This is a genomic window from Empedobacter sp. UBA6745 (assembly GCF_002453775.1).
Taxonomy (GTDB): Bacteria; Bacteroidota; Bacteroidia; order Flavobacteriales; family Weeksellaceae; genus Empedobacter; species Empedobacter falsenii_C.
The window spans coordinates 1-23,143 of record NZ_DKHL01000023.1; the positions used below are offsets into that span (position 1 = coordinate 1).

The window sequence follows — 23,143 nt, forward strand, 5'->3', positions numbered from 1 at the left end:
TAAAATTATCAAAATGCACAACGGATAACGTTAAAAATATTTTAGCCCGTATGATTTTTAAAATCTTTAATGATACAAATTACCTCAACATTAAAATCATCTTCGTATCTTCACATTTCAAACAACAAATAATGAAATTCGTTACTTTCTTAGAAAATCAGCAAGAAAAAGTAGGTCTTGTTTGGCAAGATGCTATCTATGATTTGACAAAAATTAATCACAACTTACCTTCTACTCTAATCGAAATCTTAGCAGATGACGAGTTTTCACTATTAATCTGTCAACAGATTACACACGAAATTTCACGTGGTGAATATAAAAATACGGTGGTAAAAGAACCACAAATTTTAGCACCAATACCTCATCCAGCAAGTTTTAGAGATGCGTATGCATTTCGACAACATGTAGAAACTTCTCGCTTAAACAGAGGTTTGGATATGATTCCTGAGTTTGATCAATTTCCTGTATTTTATTTTTCTAATCATCAAGCTATTCAAGGTCTAGGAAAAGTTTATGCAATGGAAAAACATTTCGATCGAATGGATTTTGAACTTGAGGTGGCTATTGTCATCAAAAAAGAAGGCATCAATATCAAAGCAGAAAATGCGGACGAATATATTGGTGGTTTTATGGTTTTAAATGATTTGAGTGCACGTGCATTACAAATGGAAGAAATGAAACTGAATCTTGGTCCAGCAAAAGGAAAAGACTTTGCTTCTATGTTTGGTCCATATCTAGTCACTCCAACCGAAATCGAAAAATATAAAGTTGAGCCTAAAGAAGGACATATTGGAAATTGCTATGATTTAGAAATGTCTTGTTCTGTTAATAATATCGAAGTTTCTCGTGGAAATTTCAAAGATATGCATTGGACTTTCGCGGAAATTATTGAACGTATTTCGTACGGTGTAAAACTTTATCCTGGCGATATTATAGGATCTGGAACTGTTGGTACAGGTTGTTTTCTTGAATTGAATGGCACTGGGAAACGTCAGAATCCAGCTTATCAAGAACAATGGTTACAACCAAATGATACCATCGAAATGTCTGTTACAGGATTAGGAAAATTAGTAAATTCTGTTCATCTTTATACCCAATAAACTCAACTTATGCAACATACAAAATCTTTTGAGCCAAATACAAGTCAATTTGATGACATTTTCAAACACGCCATTTCTCCACGCCCTATTTGCTTTGCAAGTACGGTAGATAAAGATGGGAATGTGAATTTGAGTCCATTTTCATTCTTCAATATGATGGGACAAAATCCACCTATTTGCGTGTTTTCACCACTTCGAAAAATGAGAGATGGATCGACAAAACATACATTAGAAAACATTTGGGAACACCCAGAATGTGTGATTAATATTGTCAATTATAACATGGTTCAGCAACAATCGTTAGCAAGTGTGGAATATCCAAAAGGTGTAAATGAATTTGTAAAAGCTGGCTTTACAGAATTACCTTCAGAGTTGGTAAAACCGCCTCGTGTAGCAGAATCTCCGATTCAGTTTGAATGTAAAGTGCGTGAAGTAATTTCTGTTACAGATCAACCAGGTGCAGCTAATTTGGTGATTGCTGAAATTGTGCGCATGCATGTGCAAGAGGATTTATTGGATGAAAATGATAAAGTTTCGCCTTATGATTTGGATTTAGTTGCTCGCATGGGAGGCGATTATTATTGCCGAGTTATTCCAGAATCTATCTTCGAAGTCGAAAAACCTACGCGTACAATTGGTTTGGGAATAGATCAACTTCCAGATGAAGTAAAGCATTCTAATTATTTAACTAGTAACAATTTAGGTCAATTAGGAAATGTGGAAAAATTACCAACTAATGAAATGATTCGTAATTTCAAAGAGCAATTGACAGAACGATTAGATATTCAGAAATTTAAATCTGCAGAAGTACGTCATCAAGTTGCAGCAAAACTTTTGGAACAAGGTGATGTAAATGGTGCGTGGTATTGGTTGTTAATGAAAATTTAGACAATGAGTAAAACTGCATTGGTTTTAGGAAGCTCAGGTTTAATTGGTTCTCTTCTCTTAAAAAAGTTATTCAATCATCCTGATTATTCTACTATTGTCACAATTGTTCGAAAACCTCAACAAATCAATGATCCAAATTTAATTGAAATCGTAACTGATTTCAATTCAGAAATTAATTTAGATGAAATTGAGCAAATAGATTCTATTTTTTCGTGCTTGGGAACAACTCGAAAAAAGACGCCTGATTTAGATGCTTATCATAAAATTGAAGTCGATATTCCGAATCAATTTGCAAAGCTTGGGAATCAAAAAGGATTAACTAAGTTTCATTATATTTCGGCAGTTGGTGCAAATGCGAACTCGTCTAATTTTTATTTAAAAATGAAAGGCGAAGCCGAAAAAACTTTGCAAAAGAATACTATCAAACAATTATTCTTATATCGTCCATCTTTGTTAATTGGTAATCGAGCGGAATATCGTTTGGCTGAGAATATAAGTGCAAAAGTTTTTCCTTTAATTAATTTCTTTTTGCGAGGAAGCCTATCTAAATATAAATCAATTGAAGCTGAAAAAGTTGCACAATCACTTATTGAAAATGATTTGCATTCAACATCAAATAAAGTTTCAATTTTACATTACAACGAAATAATTAATTCAATAAATACAACACAAAGATCATATTAGCCGTACTCCTACCTTGGTTATCATTCATTTTAAGAGGAAAAATAATACAAGGCGTTATTTGCTTAATCTTACAAATCACCTTAATTGGATGGTTGCCCGCAGCAATTTGGGCTGTTGCGTCACTTTTGGACGGAAGAAACAAAGCAAGGATAAAAGAATTGAATAGATGATAAATCAATATAAAATAGCAAAAGATAACATTAACTTGTACGTCACTTTAGAAATTAATCCTTCTAAAAGGAGAAAATTCTTTTTGTTCTTTTGCATTTTATTGATGATTTCAATTCCGATTAGTTTAATCACAATAATTGATTCGGATCCACAAAATTTCATTGTTCCAATTTCTATAATCAGCTTCCTTATTTTCTATTTTATTATTCGATATTTTCTGTGGAATATTTATGGAAAAGAGAATATTATTATAAATAATAAAACAATTAGTTATAATCGAGATTTTGGTTTATATCAAACAAAATATTCTTCTATGAAGTATTCAAAATTAGATTTTGCAATTCAGAAAATTAAAAATGAAAATGATTTAGATGTTGGAGATTTAGTTTTCATTGATTATTTAGAAGATTCTCAATTACCAGAAGTTATTTTTCAGACTTCGATATTAATACCAATTAAAGATTTAAAGAAAATTCAACAAGAAATTGAATTGCATTTGTTTGATATTGACAAAGATAAATTAGCAGGGAATTATATTGTTTTNNTAATAAAAAGACAACTAATTAAGTTGTCTTTTTGCGTTATTTACGTTCATAATAATTTAAGACTTTATCTTCTTTTCCATCATTATTTTTATCACGATATTCTATCAGCTCCAGCGTATTTTCATCTACTTTTTGATATTTGTACACAGTTGTTATTCTTGTACCATTAGTTAAACTAAATTCGTTATTACTTTCATTTACCATTTAATCTAGTAAATTCAATAATTATAGTGAGTTTTTTGAAGAATTTTCGAGATAATTTAGCACTATCAAAATAGAAAAGTAGATGAAAAAAATAATGGTTCTAATGGTTTGTAGTCTTTTGGCTTCTTTTGGAAATGCACAAGAATATACAACTAACAATCTTATAATAAAACAAGGAAATAAAACATATACTATTAATGAAGCTGATCAAATAATTACGCTTCGTCCTGAAGAATTTAGTATTGAATATCTAAATAAACCTTATCAAGAGAAGAAAAATCTGTTTTATGCTGCACAAGCATTAGTAACTGATAGTTCGGCTGATGTTAATTTTCAAGAAGGAATAAAAATAGAAAGCATTCCATATTTTGAATCTGGTAGTGGTTTTGCTGCAGAGAAAAACCAAGTCATATATTATCCGTTTTTATCGTATGATGGACATCAATATTTATATTATGTTTCAAATAATGAAAAACGTGTGGATAAAATTGGAACATCAGGAAATTGGGATATCTACAAATGGACATTAAAAGGTGTCTATCAATACGACGCTGAAATGGATTGGAATATTTACGACAACGATCAAGTACATATTGCTTTAATTATTGATCGAAATTTAGACGGAATTCTTCAAAAGGGTGAATTCTTTAACATTCATATTAATTTTAAGAAATAACAATAACCTATACCTCAACCTACCTCAACTTATGTGTAAACTAAAACAGTCTGCGGATTGTTTTAGTTTCTTTGATTCTACAAAAGACATTATATTAGCTCAAATAAACTCAACATCACAATATGTTAAAAAGTAACAGTGCTTTAAAAATTCATTTTTTCCAACTTATAGTCATCATTTTATTTGCTATTAGTGGAATTTCTAATGCACAAGAAGTACTGATTAATTTTGAGAATCAATATAATAAAACAGCTCCTAATTCTATTGAACGATACGAAATAACAGGAAAATATGCGCAAGCTTTATTGTTTAATAATCAAAAAGAAAAAGCTTTCGCTGTTTTGAAACAAAATATTTCTAGCGCCGAAAAACTGAGTGACGGAAAATATGCTGCATATTTACATGCTGTTTCTGCAATGAATAATCGTATTGATGATAATTTGAGTGCAACAAATTATAATTTGCAAAAAGCAATTTATTACAGCGGACGCACAACTGATTATTCAACAAAAGGATATGTTAAATATTGCGAAGGATGGTTGAATTTAAGAAACAATGAAGACTCTAAGGCTGTAAAAAACTTTATTGATGGTCTTAAATTTCTAGATAAAGCTACTGTTACGCCAACTGTTCTTACACGAATGAGTTCTATTTATAACGAATTGACTGGAATTTATTCGAGATGGGATGATTATGAATTACAAGAAAAATACAGCAAACTTGCTCTAGAAGTAGCACTTAAACAAAATAATCCTAATTTAATTTTTGCTTCTTATATGTCGATTGGATACATGTATGAGCAAAAATTTATGCAAAACGAGAAAAATATTTTAGTACGAGATTTAGCCGAAAAATATTATACTAACGCCATAAATACGTATTATAAAAACAAAAATGAAATGGCTACCGCAACAGACTTGTCGTTTGTAGCTATTAATCTAGCCAATTTATATCTTCAATTTTATCCCAAAAACTATCAAGGAAAAGTTATCAAATATGCTTATTTGGCAAAAGAGATTGGAGAACAAAATAATCAATCCGATCACGTTGCCGCCGCCAATGGTATTTTAGCAGAATTATCTTTGCAAAATAATGAAGTTTCTACTGCAAAAAACTATTTACTTAATTCGCTTATAAAAGTTCATGAAAATACAATTCCAGACAAGAATATTCTACTTTCGCTGTATTTGAGTTTATCTGATATTGAAGATCGTGAAGGAAATTACAAAGAAGCCTTGCGTTATTATAAATTGTACACTTCCACTTACAAAGAAATTTATGATAACGAGCAAGCGCAAATCAGTAAACGTTTGGAAGCTCAGTTTGATAAAGAACGTCAACAACAACAAATGATTCGTTTGCAATTAGAAGCCGAGAAAAAAGAACAACAAATTCAACTGATGCATTCATTAGGAATTCAACAAGAACAAGAATTAGAAAATTCTAGATTAAGTGAAGAATTTCAACGTAAGCAATTAAAATTAACCAGATTAGAATCTGATAAACGTTCTCAAGAATTAACGATTTCTGAACAAAATTTAAGGCTTTCTAAACTCGAAAATAAAAATAGAAAAGATGAATTGGTTAATTATATCACCGAACTTAATTTCAAGAATAAATTAAACAAATATTACATTTTCTCTATCATCTTCTTTATTGCTTTACTTGGATTATTGCTTTATGCTTTAAAACAACGTAACAAACATCTAAAGCAACGTGAAGAATTATACAAGTTGGAAATCGAACAAGAACGTCAAAATTCTAAAATATCCACTTTAACGGCTCTTCTTAATGGTGAAGAACAAGAACGAGCTCGTCTTGCACGTGATTTACACGATGGTTTGGGCGGTTTACTTTCTGGAACAAAAATTCAGCTCACTCATTTAAACGATAAAATTGACGATCATTCTAAAAAGGACATGGCAAAATCTATTCAACAATTAGATGGAGCTGTTGATGAATTACGTCGCGTAGCTCATAATTTAATGCCAGATTTGTTGTTGAAATATGGTTTGGAAGAAGCCTTAAAAGAATATGCAATCCGAATGTCGAATGAACAATTGGATATTGATGTTCAATTTTTGAGCTATACGAATTCACTTGACAAAGAGCATCAATTATTGGTCTATCGTATCATTCAAGAATTAGTAAATAATGCCATTAAACATGCACATGCAACACAAATTATCATTCAATTTGTTGAAGATGAAAACAATTATTCTGTCACTGTAGAAGATGACGGGAAAGGTTTTGATATGAATAATACAAAACTAACGCAATCAGCAGGTTTACATAATATTCAGTCGCGTGTCCAATTTTTAAAAGGACAATTAAATATACATTCAGAAATCGATTTAGGAACAAGTATAGAGTTCCAATTTCCTAAAATATAACTTATGATAAAAATAGCAATCACAGACGACCATCCATTATTATTAGAAGGTTTGCGAAATATTTTGAGTAATCAACCAAATTTACAAGTGGTCGATTGTTATGCTTCGGCTCAACAATTACAAGAAGCTTTAAAAACCACAGAAATTGATATTCTTTTATTAGATATCAATTTATCGGACACTAATAGTATTGAATTGATTAAACCTTTCAAGAAAAAATATCCTGAAATGCACATTATTATGTTGAGCGTGCACAATGAATACGCTGTGATTAATAGTTGTTTGGAAGAAGGTGCATCTGGTTATATTCAGAAAAACGCTTCTGTTGATGAAATATTAGAAGGAATTAATTCTATTTTTGATGGAAAGAAATTTCTTTGTTCGCAAACCAAAAGTGTGATGAGCAAAAAAGAAAAAGATGGTTTGAATACGATCCCGAAATTGACACGTCGCGAAAAAGAGGTTTTAATTGAAGCTGCGCAAGGATTAACAACACAACAAATTGCAGATAAATTATTTATCAGTACACATACAGTTGACAGCCATCGTAAGAATTTGATCGAAAAATTTAAAACATCAAATTTAAGTTCGGCAATCACATCAGCCATAGAATATGGATTGATTTCAAAACCTTAAAAAATACCTATAAATAGGGATATTTTAATTCTAAAATTTTCATCAATTTTGAAAAAGAAATAACAACCTATATTTCAACCGACTAAACAACCCAAAATAAGATTACTAACCAATTCTTATTACCTTAACTACATTCTATTGAAAAATCGCTTAGTTCTCTACTTAAGCGATTTTTTTATTACAAATTAGCTAAAAGTAGTGACCTCTTCCTTCTTTATTTTTTGCAATTTTGATAAATAGTTATTAAAAATAAATCATTATTAACTAAGCTAGTAAGTGATTCTCCTAATTATTTAAATTATGAAAATAGTACTGTTGTTTTTTTCTTTAGTTATTATATCATGTAATAAACTACAAACAGAAACGGATAAAATTTCAATTGATAAAAATTGGGAAATAGAAGGGTTAAAATTAAATCAATCAACAATAAAAGATTTTGAAAATTTTAGTAAAACAAAACATATCACATTCGAGAAAGATTCGATTCAAAACAATTATCAAACAAATGATACTTTAGAATATTGCGGAAACGATTACAATCTATATACTATTACCTACAAATTCTCTAACAAATCATTAGGATTGGATTTATATTTCGAAAAGAATAATTTTTATGATTCAACTTCATTCAAAAAATATGAAGTTTCAAAACTAGATCAAGTCAATTTTCAAAACGATTTTTCACGTATAATCTCAAAATCTGAATTAAATAAAGCATTCAAATATGACAAAAACACTAATAGTTACTTAGATAAGTTCAATCAAAAATACGTTTCTCTTAAAGTTAATACACTTGATAAAGAAACGTATGAAATCAAAGCTTTAAAAGTTTACCATAAATAATTTATCAAAAATGAAATTATTATATATATTGATGTTATTCCCTTTTTTGAGCTGTTCAGCACAAAACAAACTGAAAATAGAAACCATATTAGCGGCTCCTGCCAGAGTAACTGCGCAAAATACTGAAACGGGCAGAATCTATTCACAGTCAAGATACGTACCCCAAACAGCTCGTTTGGAACATGCTATTTTAATGCAAAATCAATCGGATAATAAACTAATTTTTCAATTACAAGGAAATATTAGTTCTGGTGGACTTTCTATCAATAAAGTTAAAAAAATACGTTTCGAAAAATCTGAACCAATTGGAGATTCCATCACATTAAAATATTTTACAGAAATTGTCAATATTGCTGGAAAAGAAGGTGCAACGGTACAAGGATATAATTATTCAAAAATGGAATCATATACGATTCCGAAAAATGCGAAAGTAATTAAAATTGAACTGTATGAAGATCGCGTCACGCAACGCACAGGTTCAAAACTTCCGAAATTGAAACTTGTAGCTGAAAAATCATTTGATTTGTCTACTAAGAAGAATATCACAAATCCAAACTAACAACCATATGCTATCATCTGCAAACTTAAATATAGAAGGCGCTTTAATCTCTCTCGTATTAATGCTATTTTTTGGATCAGGAATCTTATATACCATCCTTGCACTTATTGTCAATACTATACAAAATAAACCGAAAAAAAGTACTTATTATTTTGTTTCGTTTCTAATAAGTGGAATTGTTGGACTATTTGTAAGTGCAGTGATTTTAATAATTGTATGGACAAAAACAGAGATTTAACAAGTCTTAATTATATTAGTACTTATTTCATTAACGACATAACAAAAACACTATTAAATACATAACTTTCAATTATTTAATAAATTATAAATATACGATAATCAAAAAATGATTTGATTTGAAGAATCTATTTATAGAAGATTTAATTTTAAACTTACTAAATTTGATCAAAACGTAAAAAACTCTATTTTGAATATCGATTTGCAATTGTTTGATCCAGAAAATTTTAACAAAAAAGATATTTCTTCTCCTTATTATTTTATTGTGATCATGGATGGAATGGCTAATTTTTCAATTGATTTTAATGAATATTCAACTACAGGAAAAACCTTGATTTTTCTTTCGCCATACCAATTGTTGCAATGGAAAAAAACAGCTTTTACGGATGTAAAAATTCTTAAATTTCATGGGGATTTTTATTGCATCGAATACCACAAAAAGGAAGTTGCTTGTAATGGAATTTTGTTCAATTCTATTTACGAAACACCTTTTGTTAGAGTTTCTGATCCTATATATGAAGAAATTCAATGGATTATTGATAAGTTTAAATCTTTACAAAACCTCGAACTTTCATACAATGTCGCAGTTTCTAAAACCTATTTGCAACTCATTTTGGCTTTGAGTAGTCGAGAAAAACAAATTCAGAACGAAACAAATTCTACCAAAATAACCGATTCGTTAAACTTTTATAATCTTCTAGAGAATAGTTTTATTAACGAAAAATCTGTTTCGTACTATGCCGATTATTATCATTTATCTGTAGATGCATTTAGTAAAAAAATCAAGAAAAATTATGGAAAAACTCCTTCAAAATTAATTCAAGAAAGATTGATTTTAGAAGCAAAAAAAGAAATTCATCTCACCTATAAAAGCATCAAAGAAATTGCTCGTGATTTAGGTTTTGAAGATGAATTTTATTTTAGCCGTTATTTTAAAAAAGAAGTAGGTGTTTCACCAAAAACTTTTCGAGAACAAGTTGGAGTATCAATTGTAGCTAAAAAATCCATTGAATAACCTTTTTTGTCCATTCATTTGAAGATTAATTGGCTGTAAATTTGTGATTTAAATATATAATATTATGAATCACTTTCTTTTATTTTTCGCGAATTCTTCTCAAAAATTTGTTCATTTTCTTCGAATTGCAATCGCTATTGTGATGATTTGGATTGGTGGCTTGAAAGCTTTTCAATACGAAGCCGATGGCATTGTTCCGTTCGTAATCAACAGTCCGTTTATGAGTTTCTTTTATCAAAATGTTCACGAAACTTCGGTAGATGAAAACGGAAAAACGGTTGCTGCTTATACTTTATATAAAAATCCAGAAGGAAAAACAGTTCAAAAAAATATTGATTGGCATACAAAAAACAGAACTTATGTGTTTTCCTATGGTTTAGGAGCTGTGATTGTAGGAATCGGAATATTAGTTCTATTGGGAATATGGTTTCCGAAAATAGGTTTTTGGGGAGGATTATTAACCTTCGGAATGTCCATTGTGACGCTTTCATTTTTAATTACGACTCCAGAAGTATATGTACTTAATTTGGGAGGCGACTTCCCTACTCCACAATTCGGATTTCCTTATTTATCAGGTGCTGGAAGATTAGTAATAAAAGATATTATCATGATGGCAGGTGGACTAATTTGTACTTCCGAAGCAGCAAAAAGAATATTAAAAAGATAGTCTATAAAAAATGGGAAAGATTAATTGCTTTCCCATTTTTGTTGATTATTTTTCTACTAAAGTTTTTAATTTATCAAGACCTTTTCCATAAGATTTTTCCATTTGCGAATCCATCATCAGTTTCATCAAATTCATTGGGTAATCCAATTCACAATCCATACTCCACGTAATTTTCGTTCCGTTTCCTTCTTTTGTTACCACGATATCAGAAGTAGCATCACTTTCAAAAGGCTTTTTGAACATCATTTTGGTTGCAATTTTTTGATTCGGAACCAAAGCCGTAATCACATGACAACCTTGTCCAACATCGTCATTTCCTTCCCAGCAATACTCATCTCCAGGCTGTCCTTGCGTACCAGAATAAGTTAATTTCAAATTAGGGTCTAAATCCATCCAAGGATTCCATTCGTTAAATTTCTTTGAAGAACTCGCTTGTTCATACACCTTTTCGATAGGCGCATTCAATACTCTTGTTGTTTCAAAATGATATTTTTTCCCAATCGCAAACATCGTAATAGTTAATACAACAAATAGTCCTGCAACAATCCAAAGTAGTCGTTTTAATAGTTTCATAAAGTGTAATTTATTTACTACTAATTTATATTTTATTTTGATTAGAAACTATAAAATTCTTTATACTAATCAATAAAAAAGGTCAGAATAACTTCTGACATCATCATTTTTTTTAAAACTTATTTCAAAGCTGGTTCATCCAACTCTTTTCCAAAATTATAACTTGCAAAACGTCCCACTTCTTTCGGATTTACGATATCGGTTTCTTTGTCACCCCAAGGCCAACCACCAAATTGTGTTTTTTGATACTCTGCAAAAGCATCACGAATTTCTTGCTCCGTATTCATTACAAAAGGTCCATAAGCCGCTACAGGCTCATTGATAGGTTCACCTTCTAAAATCAAAACTTTAGCTTGCGAATTTCCATTTTGAATAATAATTTCCTCATTTCCATTCAAGTCTGCTAAATGTCTTTGCTGAATTTTGTAATTATCAATCGAAATTACATCTACTCCATCATAAAAAAACACAAATCTATTCATCGTTTCAGAAACTGCTGGCAACGTAAACGAAGCATTAGGATCCATATTCAATAAAGCAATTCCGACATGATGTTTTGGATTTCTCGCCCACGAATGCGCTAAAGGATCTTGCGATTTTACACCTGCATATTCACCCAAAACCACTCGAACATTCACGTTTCTTCCCTCCTCGTCTTTCACATCTTTTTGTGGAATCGTTTCACTCCAAAGCATTTTGTACGTTGGTTCTGTTAATTTATCTGACGAATGCATATTTAACCAAATCTGAAATAATCGGAATGGATTTTCAGTTTCATCATTCAACAACGGAAACATTTCGCCATGCAAAACGCCAGAACCAGCACTCATCAATTGCACATCGCCATTTCCATAACGACCTTTTGAACCTTTCGAATCAAAATGATCAGCAAAACCTTCTTCTACAATCGTTGCAATTTCAAAACCTCTATGTGGATGATGTGGAAAACCTGGAATTGTTTCGCCATGATACATTCGCCAATCTGCATTTCTGTCAAAATCTTGACCAATGTTTTTACCTTTTAATAATTCGGCATCAACCCCCATTTTTCCATTTCCTTTTGGATACAAATCGTAATGATATGCACCTAAAATAAATGGATCACGAATTGGCATTGGGCCTACAACTTTATTTATATTTTTAACTTTCATATGTATTGATTTAATGTACAAATACGTATTCAAAATGTGAACCAAATCACCAATTAACCCATTGATATGACAGTTATTACAAAACAAATTAAGTTCAAGACAAATCCTCTACAAATCAATGTAATAAGATGTCAATTTGGCATTAATAATTATTTCATCCATCTAAAAATTCGCTATTATCAGGGATAAATATTATTGAATTATTTCGGATATTTATTCAATCAATTTTCAATTAAAAACGGACAAATGAAAACGGATAAAATAATTTCATGTAAATCGTAATGAAGTTCCATATTATTTGGTAACAATAACATTATCTAAAAGTCCTTAAAATATTAAATCGAATGAAGAAAATCATCTCTATTTCAAAAAAAATTAGCAATACTATTACATAAAATGCCAATTTGCCAAGGAACATTTACAGATAAAAACGGAACACGAAACATCGAAATATTCAATGATTTTGATTATTTGAATGTAACAATAGATGGTTATCATTGATCGCAAGGGTTATGAAGATGTTTGGTTTGATGAAAATTATTTGGTTGAGTAACTCTCAAGACAAATTTCACTTTCTTCTACGATCTCTAATATAACTAAATAAACACTATAAACGATGAAAGAATTAATCAAAAAATTAAAAAAACAAGGCTATTTTGAAGATAATTTAGGACTCGAAAAAGTCAAAATCAATGAATTAGAAGATCAGTTGAATTCTAAAATCCCCGATTTTTTCAAAGAATATCTTAAATACTTCGGTTTCAATGAAAATGTATTTTGGAGCATTTTTAATGAAGAAGATGATTTTGTGGAGCAAAATGAACTCATTCAAGAACTTGGACATACTAATTTCATTGCAATTGGTGATGAATATGCCGAAAATTTAATTGTTACACATACCGGAACGCAACAACTTTATTTGTTAGAAGATGACCTTTTGATTGATCTTAAAACCACTTTTAAACAGATGTTACATGAAGCCATTTCAACGTTCGATTTACCAGATTTTGATGCGCTACAAAACACTGAGTCTTCATTTAAAGTCTTGTTAGAACGTAAAACTGAAATTACAACTGCATTAATAGATAGTTTGAATACACTAATTAATGAAGCAGCAGAAAATGACGATCAATTGTATTCTGTTATAATTTCAACCGATAAAAATGGAAATTACAATGTTTCTGGTGGAAGTTTCAATGATTTTAAAACCAAAACAGATTCTGAGAACATCAATTATGATGACTTGTTTAATGCAAAAACATCAAAATATCAAGGAAAATTGGATTTTAGTTTTCTAAAACAAGAATCTAACTTAACGAATAAAAAAGCTTTGGATTTACTTTGTTTAGACGTTTTACGAGAACTAAAAAATGACAATTATTTCGAAGATCAAGTTGAAAATATTTCGATTTCAGTAGAATCAACAGATGTTGATATCTTCACAGAAGACTCCTATGATGATGCGTTAACAAAGCGAAAAAACTTAGTAACAACAATTAGACGATTTTGGGAAACGCCTTATGACAGAGCACGATTATTGATTGAAGTTTTATAAAAATAAGCCAAACTTCCTAAGAAATTTGGCTTATCATTTTATCGAAATAATTCTAAAATCTCGTCTATTGTAACCTTTCCAAAATAATCTGTTACATCAACAGAATTCAGAACTTTTGCAATCTCTTTGTCGTTATGTTTTACACCAACTAGTTTATTTTCTAATACTTCTATCGGTTCTGAAGCAAAGAAATCGCCAAATATTTTAGCTTTTTCTATTGTTCCGCCTCGCTCAACATCCAAATGAACTTCGATAAAACCTGCTGGAATTTTCTTCGCATTTTTGAAATTATATTTCGGTGAAAAACCAAAATTCCAATCCCATGTTTGGTATTTTTCTTCAATCAATTTCGCTACACCATTCAAATCTTCGGTTGTTAAATGATAAATTGTTGCTCCTTCATTTGTTGCTAACAGTTCATCAATCAACAAAGCTTTCAGTTCATCCGTCGTCATTTCATTTGGAAAATATTCAATCAAATTAATCACACGCGCGCGATTAGATTTTATGGCTTTATCCACATATTTTAAGGGATTAATTTTTAATGCATCGCCTAAAACAGACATATCCGAATTAAAAAGGATCGTTCCGTGTTGAATCATTTTGCCATTACGAGCCAATTTCGCATTTCCACTAAACTTTTTACCATCAACCAACAAATCGTTTCTTCCCTCCAATTTTGCAGGAACATTCAGATCGTTTAATAATTTGACTACAGGTTCTGTAAAAGTCGAAAAATCCATAAAATCATTCTGTCCCAATAAGGTATGGAAAGAAAAATTTAGATTCCCTAAATCGTGATAAACAGCTCCACCACCCGACATACGACGAACAACTTTGATGTTATTTTCGGTCACATAATCCAAATTAATTTCGGCCAATGTATTCTGAAATTTCCCAACAATTATTGACGGTGCATTGATGTACAACAAAAAAATATCTTCCGTTGGATAATGGTACAATAAATATTCTTCTAAAGCTATATTGAAATACGCATCGTGAGATGGCGAATCGATGATAATCATACAAATTATTTTTGCAAAGTTAGGAAGAAATTTATGGAATCAAAAAGAGACAACTTTCCTAAAAAAGTTGTCTCACCGCATTTATAATATAAACTATTAAAGAGAATTTTAAATGTTTGTCATCATCTAAATTCCTGTAAATTTGACTCCTAAACTCATCCAAGTTGTTGGTAACGGAATTGCTCCAGCTTCGTTATATGTTGTGTTAAAAATGTTTTGCGCATCAAAATAAATACTCAAATTATTTTTGAATGAATGATTAATTCTTGCATCAGTAATCCAATAAGATTTATACGATTGACGTGTATTATAACGATTTGCAAAACTTAAAGTAGTTCTTCCGATTGTGTAATCTATTGTATTGATTAGCTGATGTTTTAAACTTTCTATTTTATATTTAGAATTGTATTGATCATCCACATTTTTAAACTCAGGATCAAGATAAGAATAGCTCAAAGAAAACTTCAAATTTTGATTCGCAGAAAGATTTGCTAAGTACGAAATCTTCGTATTAAATCCATTCGTTCTCAAGTCTCCAAAGTTTTGCGCTTCCCAAGGTTCGTTAGATGTTAAACGTACCCAATCGATAAAATCTGTGATCGAACGATAAAAATAATAGGCATTAAACGTCCAATTTCTCTTGTTGTATTTGAATCCAATTTCGGTTTGAAAAGCCTTCTCAGATTCTACATTTGCATTTCCTATATTTCCTGGTCGCTGATCTAAATATAAATCTGTAAACGAAGGAATTCGCTGACTTGTCCCTGCATTTACCATCAATTTCAAGTTCGAATTTACCGCATAACTAGCATCAATTCCCGGAAATGCTTGCCAACCATATTGCGAATTATAGTTAACATACGTTCCGACATTTACATTCAATTTTGGTGTAATATCCGTTTTATATTCCGCATAAAATCCAATATTATCGCGAGTATGATTTTTGATACTTGTGGACGAAATTTGCTCATTTCGGTATTCAGCTCCTACTCCAATTTGCCCTTTATTCAATTGATACGTAGAATTCACTTCTCCCGAAATAGAATTTGAATAATGCAGAGAACGAGCTTTGCTCAAATCATTTTTATAATAGCGATAATCATCGAAATTGTAACGATAACTCACTCGTGGTGCTAACGTAATTCGATTCGATAATTGATGCTTAGATTGAATGTTAACTAATGTTGTTTCAATCAATTCTTTCGAATTTTTATCACCCGGTGAAGCATAAAAACCATTTGCTCCAAATCCATTTTTTACATAACCATACGAAGCAACTAAACTATTGGCATCATCAAACTGAAAGTTTCCTTGATAATATAATTTATTGTTCTCGTAAGCCGTATTGTATCGGTATCCATTTCCCCAATCATGGCTCACATACAACTGATGTTGATGCGTTTCTTTTGCCAAATTCGCACCAAGCTGCACACCTCTACTAGTGTAGGTATCGCCTGTATCTTCGGTATCTTTCTTAAAATTTGTTCCAAAATAGGTATTCGCATAAACGCCCGTTTTCTTTGGTTGACGCGTGACAATATTAATAACACCTGTCAAACTATTATTTCCGTAAACACGAGCAGCCGGACCACGTACCACTTCAATTCTGTCAATCGCTTCTAGAGGAATGGGAAGATTTAACGCATTATGAGCCGTTTGATGATCCATAATTTTTACTCCATTCAACAAAATCAATGTTTGCTCAAAACTTCCGCCATCCATCGAAATATCAGCTTGCGTTCCAAACGGTCCTCGTTGACGCAAGTCTATTCCAGATGCATACTGCAACACATCCTGTAAAGAACGTGCAGGTAATTTGTTTATTTCTGATTTACTTAACACATAAATGTTTCTATTTTCTTTAGAAAGTGGCGTATTCAGACGGTTATCTAAAATAGAAACTTCACCTATTGCAATGGTATCATTCGCATTTTGTGCAAAAATACTTTGTGCAGCTAAACACAATACCATAGTAATCTTCTTCATTTTTGACTAATTATTTAATTAATTGAGTTAAATCTGATGCGAAAGTAGTACCTTTCCGACCTATCATAATATACCAGTTTACAGATAATGAATAGTCCGGCTGAAATACCATACAAAAGTTTTATCAAAATCGAACGCAATTCGGATACACCGATTTATCTTCAATTAGCGAATCAACTGGCTAAAGCTATACAATTAGGCTATATTCCAACTGGAACAAAATTACTTGGAACGAGGCAATTAAGTGAGATTTTAACGCTTCATCGCAATACAATTGTCAATAGTTTTCAGGAACTTGAAGCTCAAGGTTGGATAGAAATCGTTCCAAATAAAGGAAGTTATGTGTTAAGTCAAACTTCTCAAAAATTTCAAAAAACCATTGTTCCAAAACAATTTTCAATCAATTTGTATCCTGATAAAACGGGTTTTCAATTTGAACAATCGATACTTTTGGATAATCCATACGAAAATTTTAATCAACGATTATATTTAACCGATGGAATAATCGATCATCGGTTAGCAGAACTAAAACTTCCTGCTAAATTATATTCAGCTATTTTAAAACGAAAAACGTCAATTTCGAAGGTAAATCAGTCCAAAAATGAGTACTTTTTAAAGAATTTAGCAAATTATCTCAACTTGACACGAGGTTTACATATTTCGAAAGAGAATATTTTGGTAACGAGAAGTTCAGAAATTTCACTTTTTCTGATTGCTGAAATTCTACTAAAACAAAATGATGTTGTTGCTGTCGCAAATTTAAGTTATTATAAAAGTAACATGATTTTTCAGACCCAATTTGCTAAAATCAAACAAATAAAAACGGATGAATTTGGAATTGACACCGATGATTTAAGAAAATTATGCGAGCAATTTCCAATACGAATTGTATATGTTACACCCCATCACCATTATCCAACAACGGTTACGCTAAGTTCGCAAAGAAGAGTTGAATTACTGCAACTTTCGCAGGAATTTGGGTTTGCAATTGTAGAAGATGATTACGATTTTGATTTCCATTACAGCAATCATCCTATTTTACCTTTGGCAAGTTCGGATCAAAATGGAATGGTTGTTTACACAGGAAAATTTGGTCATTATCTTGCACCAGGTTATCGAATTGGATTTATTGTCGCACCGAAAAATCTAATTCTCGAAGCGAAGAAACATTTGTCTATTCTTGATCAGCAAGTTGATCCATTTATCGAGCAAGTTTTAGGTGAAATGATTAGCGAAGGTGAAATTAATCGAATTCTAAAAAAACATCGTAAAACTTATCGAGAACGCCGTGATTATTTTTGTCATAAATTAAAAACGGAATTAAACGATCTAATCAGTTTTACGAGTCCAAATGGAGGTTTAGCGGTTTGGATTAATTTTAATCAACCTATAAATTTGATGGAATTAAAACGAAATTGTGCAAAAAATGAATTGTTTATTCCGCAAACAATTTTATATCAAACCCAACATCAAACTGGAATTCGTCTTGGATTTGCTCATCTAAATTTTGAAGAAATAGATGAAGTAATTTCAATTTTGAAACAAGAAATCATAAAAAAAGCTGAATAAATTTCAGCTTTTATATTTTATTTTTTATCTCTCAACTTGAATGTCCACGTAAATTGAAATTCTGAAACAACATCTCCTTCTTCATCTACGCCTCTACTTGTCACATTTAGTGATATACCTTTCTTGGTTTCAATCGCTTCTTTTATAGCCGCATCTATTTTTTCTCCATCTTCGCAAGTAAACACAATTTTACCAATAGCTTTTTTCAAATACTTCGATTGCATTCCCAAAACCAACATCGAAATATCTTCTCCTGATTTCGAAATCTTAGCATTTGCCATCAAACCTGAAGAAAACTCTGCCGCCATTCCTTGCACTGCCCAAAACATACTTTTGAATGGATTTTGATTAAGGAATCCATATTTTACTCGTGTCGAAACTTTATTTTCTTCCCACGATTCCAAACGAACACCCGCAATCCATGCAATCGGAATTTGAGTTGTCAATATATTTTTAAAAAGTTCTTTGTTCATATTTATATGATACTTGTGATTTTATTGAAAATCCAATATAAAAATAAATCTTGAAATAGAGAACTATAATTAAAACAGATTTTAAGTATTCCTATAAATTCAACATCTTTTTCCATTTACTAATTGAATTTCTACTTACTTTAAAATGTTTGGCAACAGTTGAATTGGATAACTTATGCTCTTCTTGATAATTCAACATATATATAATATCTGATTTTTCATAGGCTCTATGTTTTTGATTTTCATGATCAATATTGTACGAAGTATTAAAAATAATCTTGTTTACACGTATAATATCTAGTGATGAAAAACTTTCTTTTTCTAAAAAATTTTTCACAAATTTTAATTTAGTTGGAAACTTCTCCACCACTAGATCAAAGTATATTTGTTTGTAGTTAGGTGTTATTTTTGGTATTTGTTGATCCATTTGTATAAGGTAGTTTTGGGTATTTTGTATTCTTCGATAACTTGAGTTTTTGTCATTTTACCTTTTTCTATTCGTTCTAAAATAAAATTTATGATCTCTTTTGTATAAATATTTTTTCGGAATTGAGGTACTGTTGATAATTCATCAGATTTCGTTGAATCATAATTTTTTGGAGAAAATAAAATAAGATGTTGAGTATAAAGCCTAAAGAAATCATATTGTAAGAGTTTACTCCATCTTAATAAATTATCTGTATTGATACTTTTTGATTGATACATTTCCAAAACTTCAGTTTCATTACATTTTAGAAAGTTACAGATACGAGGTAAGTCAATAGTTCAGCAACCAAAAGTTCAATTAGATTTCCTATATGAAAGTCTTTGTAGTTCATTTTTATTATTGTCCTGTAATTTGTTCTATACGAATAAAAACTTTTTGTTTTGTTACATCAGTAATGTTAGCTGTAGGATCCATACCCGCCATAACAGTTACTATGTATGCAACCTTTGTTATAGAAGATGTGTCTATCCACGAATAATATCTATATTCTGGACCTCCACTATTAGCATTGTAGATTCCTTGGTCTCCCCACGCTCCTGTAGAACCTGTAGGTGTCAAGGTTCTCCATGTATTTCCTGTCCCTCCTCCTGGAGTTTTAGACGGAACTTTTAAATTACCTCCTGCATCAGTTATTTGCCCTCCATAAAAAGTTGAATAATTCCACATAAGTACTTTACCTTCATTACTGTTATTTCTTAATAAGACATTATTCTCAACACCACTAGCAGTAGAAGTTGTATTATTAGTGGATGTTGCAGCTGCAGTCTGAAGTGAATGTCTCATAAAGACTTTTATCGTATAAAGTCCATCTGGAGTAGTCGCATCCACAGTAAATCCTTTAGTGCCAGTATCTGGATCTGTTACAAACTTCATATAATCCATCACAGCTACAATTTTGTAATCTGCATTTACTTGGGTACCAACAGTTACATCTTTACAACCTTTTATATCTGTATTTGCTGCAAAAAACGGAGTTAAATCAAATGAAATTCCAATTGGTGAAGATTGTGATGCATTGGGCATCCCTTGAATGGCAAAAACAAGATACCCAGAACCATGTTCCAATTTACCATCGGCTATAGTTGCAGTAATGTTTGGATTACCAACCGAAGTAAATGAAGCCCCTACAAACTTACCTCCATTACCTCCAGAATAAGGCACTTTAATTATACTTCCTGAAATAATGGGCTTTGGAGTATTCCCATCAATAGATTGAGAAGGATCAATTGTAGAAGCAATACAATTTACTGTTGCAGATCCTTTTACAGAAGTATTATCTTCAATGCTTCTCCATTCATTTCCATTCCAAAAGTAATAACCTTTCGGAATAGTCGCTCCTGTATTATAAATAAATAATCCTTGAGGTTGATTAGAAATATCATTATCTCCATCTGAATTAAGATCCATTGTATTTGAAGTTAAATCAACTCTTGGGACCAGCATTCCTTTATTTTTAGATGAAATATCAAGCATCGCATATGGATTAGGTGTAGTTCCTATGCCTGTTGCGCCAGATTGTGTCACAATAAAATCATCTTCCATTTGTTTAGGAGTCGGAGTTCCTGTCAAAGGATTTGTAGTTGCGGTTGATGATTTACCATCAACATTCAATAATCCTTGCGGATTTGATGTATTAATTCCTACTTGTGAATAAGACGAAATAGAAATAAGTACTAATGAAATTGTAAATAATTTTTTAATCATAGGTTTTAATTTTGATTGTTTTTGAAATTTCTAAAGGAGTAGAATAGATTGATTTTTGGTTGATCATTTTCTTTTGACAAAATTCAATTTTCAAAAAATTTCGCACTGCATTTTTACAACTATAAAACCTATACAAAGCAAAAAACCACCTATACATTATCTATACAAATAATTGTATTTAATTATATACCAATTATTTAAATAATATTTTTAAAAAGAAATAAAATGAATGAAGTTTTTACTTATTACTATATTTGTAATACTCTCGTACTAATACCTACCTGTTAAAACCAATCAACATGCATAAATACCTATTTTTTATTTTTGTTTTAATACAATCAATTTTATTATCTGGACAAGACATTAAAAATAAACCCAATTCTATAGCTGAAATCGATAACTTAAATAATCAAGCAAAAGAGTTGTATGAAAAAGGAGAAATAAATAAGGCACTTACGTCTTACAAGAAAATTATAGAAAAAGGAAAAGAAGTAAATTATACAAAAGGTTTATCAGAAGCTTATTTACAAGCTGCCAATTGTTATTACGAATTATCTATGCCTTATGAAGGAAGCCAATATATTTTCTTAGCTGAACAAAATGCTCAAGACAATCCAGAATTAATGGTTAAAATTACATTCTTAAAAGCACTTATTTTATTTCAAGCACATTCCTATGATGAAGCTGAAAAAAAATTCAGAAAAGTAATAGAATATGCAGAAAAATTAAAAAGGAAAAAGGAAGCCAAAAAATATATTGACAGATCTAATATTAATATTGCGAATATTAACTTCCTTCTTGAAAAATACGACTACGCATTATCAAATTATTATAAAAATTTTAATTCCTTAGATACAATGCATAAAGTAGGTACAAGTATTAATATTGCAGAGATTTATCTCATAACGAATAAAATCGATTCCGCTCAAAAATACCTGAATATTGCTGAAAACAATATTCATTTTATTCAAGAAAAACGTATGTATTTGACAATTAAAGGAGGTTTAAGTGGAGTAAAAGGTTTGTATTACATCAAAACAAATGAATATCAAAAAGCTATCAATACTTTAAAAAATAATTCAAGTACAACTTTTTATACTTCAGATGAATTACTAGGGATGGCATATGCAAAACTCAACAAAACGGATAGTTCGGTCTATTATTTCGAAAAAAAATTAAGCACTAAATTAAACAATAGGTTAAATAACGAAACAGTATATAATGCGTCTTCTCTGATATATAATGATGAGAAATTAGCATTACAGAAAACCTATGAGCAGAAAAGAAAATATTACCTTTTATTAATTGTTATTACAACTTTTAGTATCGTTTTATTAGTTTATATAATTTACAACCATAAAAAACAAGCCAAACAAAAAACTAAATTACTCGAATCAGAAAAGCAAAAACTAAAAATGGAGAAAGAGATTTCTGATTTAAAACAAGAACATTATCAGAAACAAGTTTTGGCAACAACGATTCAATTAGAACAAAAGAATAAATTTTTAGAAGAATTAAAAGAAAATTTAAAAAAAAATCAAGAATTTAATTTGAACAATTACTTAAAAAACGAACTAATTATTGATAAAGATTTAACCAATATTCATGATATTGTAAAAGAAGTGCATCCTAATTTTTTCAAGAAATTAAATGAGATGACGACAACTAAATTAACCAATCTCGATATCAAATACGCAGCATATATCTACATGAATATGGATAATTCTCAGATTGCATCTATTCTCAGTGTAGATCCTAAAACAGTGAGTGTAACTAAATACCGCTTAAAACAAAAACTCAATTTATCAAAAGAGATTGATTTAGACACCTTTATTCGAAACTTGAACTAATTAATCTTATCAGCAAAACAAGTGTACACTTGTTCAATCAAGGAAAAAAATAATCATACGTATTTCAATTAATCCAAATAATGAACAGAATACAGATTATTAATAACTTAAAGCATCTATATCAGAAGATATAGATGCTTTTTATTGGTATT

At 30.4% G+C, this 23,143-nt stretch carries 22 protein-coding genes; 14 read left to right on the forward strand and 8 right to left on the reverse strand.

Annotation, left to right across the window (positions count from 1 at the left end; translation table 11 throughout):
- Positions 1-131: 131 nt before the first annotated feature.
- The 11 genes from B4H69_RS07270 to B4H69_RS07320 all read left to right on the forward strand — a co-directional run bounded on the left by B4H69_RS07270 (position 132) and on the right by B4H69_RS07320 (position 10,618).
- On the forward strand, positions 132-1,100 hold the full coding sequence (locus tag B4H69_RS07270; protein ID WP_180904495.1) for a fumarylacetoacetate hydrolase family protein: 969 nt from the start codon (positions 132-134) through the stop codon (positions 1,098-1,100).
- Positions 1,101-1,109: 9 nt separating this feature from the next.
- A complete protein-coding gene (locus B4H69_RS07275) occupies positions 1,110-1,988 on the forward strand; it encodes a flavin reductase family protein (protein ID WP_180904496.1) in 879 nt (292 codons plus the stop codon).
- 3 nt (positions 1,989-1,991) lie between these two features.
- Positions 1,992-2,672 carry an NAD-dependent epimerase/dehydratase family protein gene (locus B4H69_RS07280; RefSeq protein ID WP_180904497.1) on the forward strand — a complete coding sequence of 227 codons (681 nt, stop codon included), beginning with the start codon at positions 1,992-1,994 and terminating at the stop codon, positions 2,670-2,672.
- Between the two features lie 44 nt (positions 2,673-2,716).
- Positions 2,717-2,842: a hypothetical protein gene (locus tag B4H69_RS07285; protein ID WP_244958057.1), complete on the forward strand. Its 126-nt coding sequence runs from the start codon at positions 2,717-2,719 to the stop codon at positions 2,840-2,842.
- Between the two features lie 832 nt (positions 2,843-3,674).
- Entirely contained in the window at positions 3,675-4,268 is a 594-nt protein-coding gene (locus tag B4H69_RS07290) for a hypothetical protein (protein WP_180904500.1), read from the forward strand.
- Positions 4,269-4,390: 122 nt separating this feature from the next.
- Positions 4,391-6,661, forward strand: a complete 2,271-nt coding sequence (locus B4H69_RS07295; RefSeq protein WP_180904501.1) for a sensor histidine kinase — start codon at positions 4,391-4,393, stop codon at positions 6,659-6,661.
- Positions 6,662-6,664: 3 nt separating this feature from the next.
- Positions 6,665-7,297, forward strand: a complete 633-nt coding sequence (locus tag B4H69_RS07300; protein WP_115000421.1) for a response regulator transcription factor — start codon at positions 6,665-6,667, stop codon at positions 7,295-7,297.
- Between the two features lie 300 nt (positions 7,298-7,597).
- The gene (locus B4H69_RS07305) at positions 7,598-8,140 is read left to right on the forward strand and encodes a hypothetical protein (protein WP_180904502.1); all 543 of its coding nucleotides are present in this window, start codon (positions 7,598-7,600) and stop codon (positions 8,138-8,140) included.
- A gap of 10 nt (positions 8,141-8,150) precedes the next feature.
- A complete protein-coding gene (locus B4H69_RS07310; RefSeq protein WP_180904503.1) occupies positions 8,151-8,699 on the forward strand; it encodes a hypothetical protein in 549 nt (182 codons plus the stop codon).
- A 427-nt stretch (positions 8,700-9,126) separates the two neighbouring features.
- Positions 9,127-9,951: an AraC family transcriptional regulator gene (locus B4H69_RS07315; RefSeq protein WP_244957940.1), complete on the forward strand. Its 825-nt coding sequence runs from the start codon at positions 9,127-9,129 to the stop codon at positions 9,949-9,951.
- 64 nt (positions 9,952-10,015) lie between these two features.
- Positions 10,016-10,618: a DUF417 family protein gene (locus B4H69_RS07320; RefSeq protein WP_180904504.1), complete on the forward strand. Its 603-nt coding sequence runs from the start codon at positions 10,016-10,018 to the stop codon at positions 10,616-10,618.
- A gap of 45 nt (positions 10,619-10,663) precedes the next feature.
- Here the strand turns inward: B4H69_RS07320 and B4H69_RS07325 are convergent, their stop codons facing one another.
- A complete protein-coding gene (locus B4H69_RS07325) occupies positions 10,664-11,191 on the reverse strand; it encodes an SRPBCC family protein (RefSeq protein WP_244957941.1) in 528 nt (175 codons plus the stop codon).
- 119 nt (positions 11,192-11,310) lie between these two features.
- Positions 11,311-12,342 (reverse strand): pirin family protein, encoded by a 1,032-nt coding sequence (locus tag B4H69_RS07330; RefSeq protein WP_180904505.1) that lies wholly within the window; start codon positions 12,340-12,342, stop codon positions 11,311-11,313.
- 616 nt (positions 12,343-12,958) lie between these two features.
- Here B4H69_RS07330 and B4H69_RS07335 point away from each other — a divergent pair.
- Entirely contained in the window at positions 12,959-13,897 is a 939-nt protein-coding gene (locus B4H69_RS07335) for a hypothetical protein (protein WP_180904506.1), read from the forward strand.
- 38 nt (positions 13,898-13,935) lie between these two features.
- Here B4H69_RS07335 and B4H69_RS07340 read toward each other — a convergent pair whose 3' ends face one another.
- Both B4H69_RS07340 and B4H69_RS07345 read right to left on the reverse strand, forming a co-directional pair.
- A complete protein-coding gene (locus B4H69_RS07340) occupies positions 13,936-14,922 on the reverse strand; it encodes a lipoate--protein ligase (protein WP_180904507.1) in 987 nt (328 codons plus the stop codon).
- A 126-nt stretch (positions 14,923-15,048) separates the two neighbouring features.
- Positions 15,049-16,908, reverse strand: a complete 1,860-nt coding sequence (locus B4H69_RS07345) for a TonB-dependent receptor plug domain-containing protein (RefSeq protein WP_180904508.1) — start codon at positions 16,906-16,908, stop codon at positions 15,049-15,051.
- An 87-nt stretch (positions 16,909-16,995) separates the two neighbouring features.
- Between B4H69_RS07345 and B4H69_RS07350 the strand changes: the two genes are divergently transcribed.
- A complete protein-coding gene (locus tag B4H69_RS07350; protein WP_180904509.1) occupies positions 16,996-18,477 on the forward strand; it encodes a PLP-dependent aminotransferase family protein in 1,482 nt (493 codons plus the stop codon).
- A gap of 17 nt (positions 18,478-18,494) precedes the next feature.
- Here the strand turns inward: B4H69_RS07350 and B4H69_RS07355 are convergent, their stop codons facing one another.
- The 4 genes from B4H69_RS07355 to B4H69_RS07370 all read right to left on the reverse strand — a co-directional run bounded on the left by B4H69_RS07355 (position 18,495) and on the right by B4H69_RS07370 (position 21,141).
- Positions 18,495-18,950 (reverse strand): DUF4442 domain-containing protein, encoded by a 456-nt coding sequence (locus tag B4H69_RS07355; RefSeq protein ID WP_180904510.1) that lies wholly within the window; start codon positions 18,948-18,950, stop codon positions 18,495-18,497.
- Between the two features lie 91 nt (positions 18,951-19,041).
- Positions 19,042-19,377, reverse strand: coding sequence for a helix-turn-helix domain-containing protein (locus B4H69_RS07360; protein WP_180904511.1), 336 nt, complete (start codon positions 19,375-19,377; stop codon positions 19,042-19,044).
- Complete coding sequence (locus B4H69_RS07365; RefSeq protein ID WP_349679659.1) at positions 19,353-19,655, reverse strand: helix-turn-helix domain-containing protein; 303 nt, start codon at positions 19,653-19,655, stop codon at positions 19,353-19,355. The genes B4H69_RS07360 and B4H69_RS07365 overlap by 25 nt, the downstream gene beginning before the upstream one ends.
- Before the next feature lie 118 nt (positions 19,656-19,773).
- Complete coding sequence (locus tag B4H69_RS07370) at positions 19,774-21,141, reverse strand: hypothetical protein (RefSeq protein WP_180904513.1); 1,368 nt, start codon at positions 21,139-21,141, stop codon at positions 19,774-19,776.
- A 299-nt stretch (positions 21,142-21,440) separates the two neighbouring features.
- Between B4H69_RS07370 and B4H69_RS07375 the strand changes: the two genes are divergently transcribed.
- Complete coding sequence (locus B4H69_RS07375; RefSeq protein WP_180904514.1) at positions 21,441-22,991, forward strand: tetratricopeptide repeat protein; 1,551 nt, start codon at positions 21,441-21,443, stop codon at positions 22,989-22,991.
- Positions 22,992-23,143: the final 152 nt, after the last annotated feature.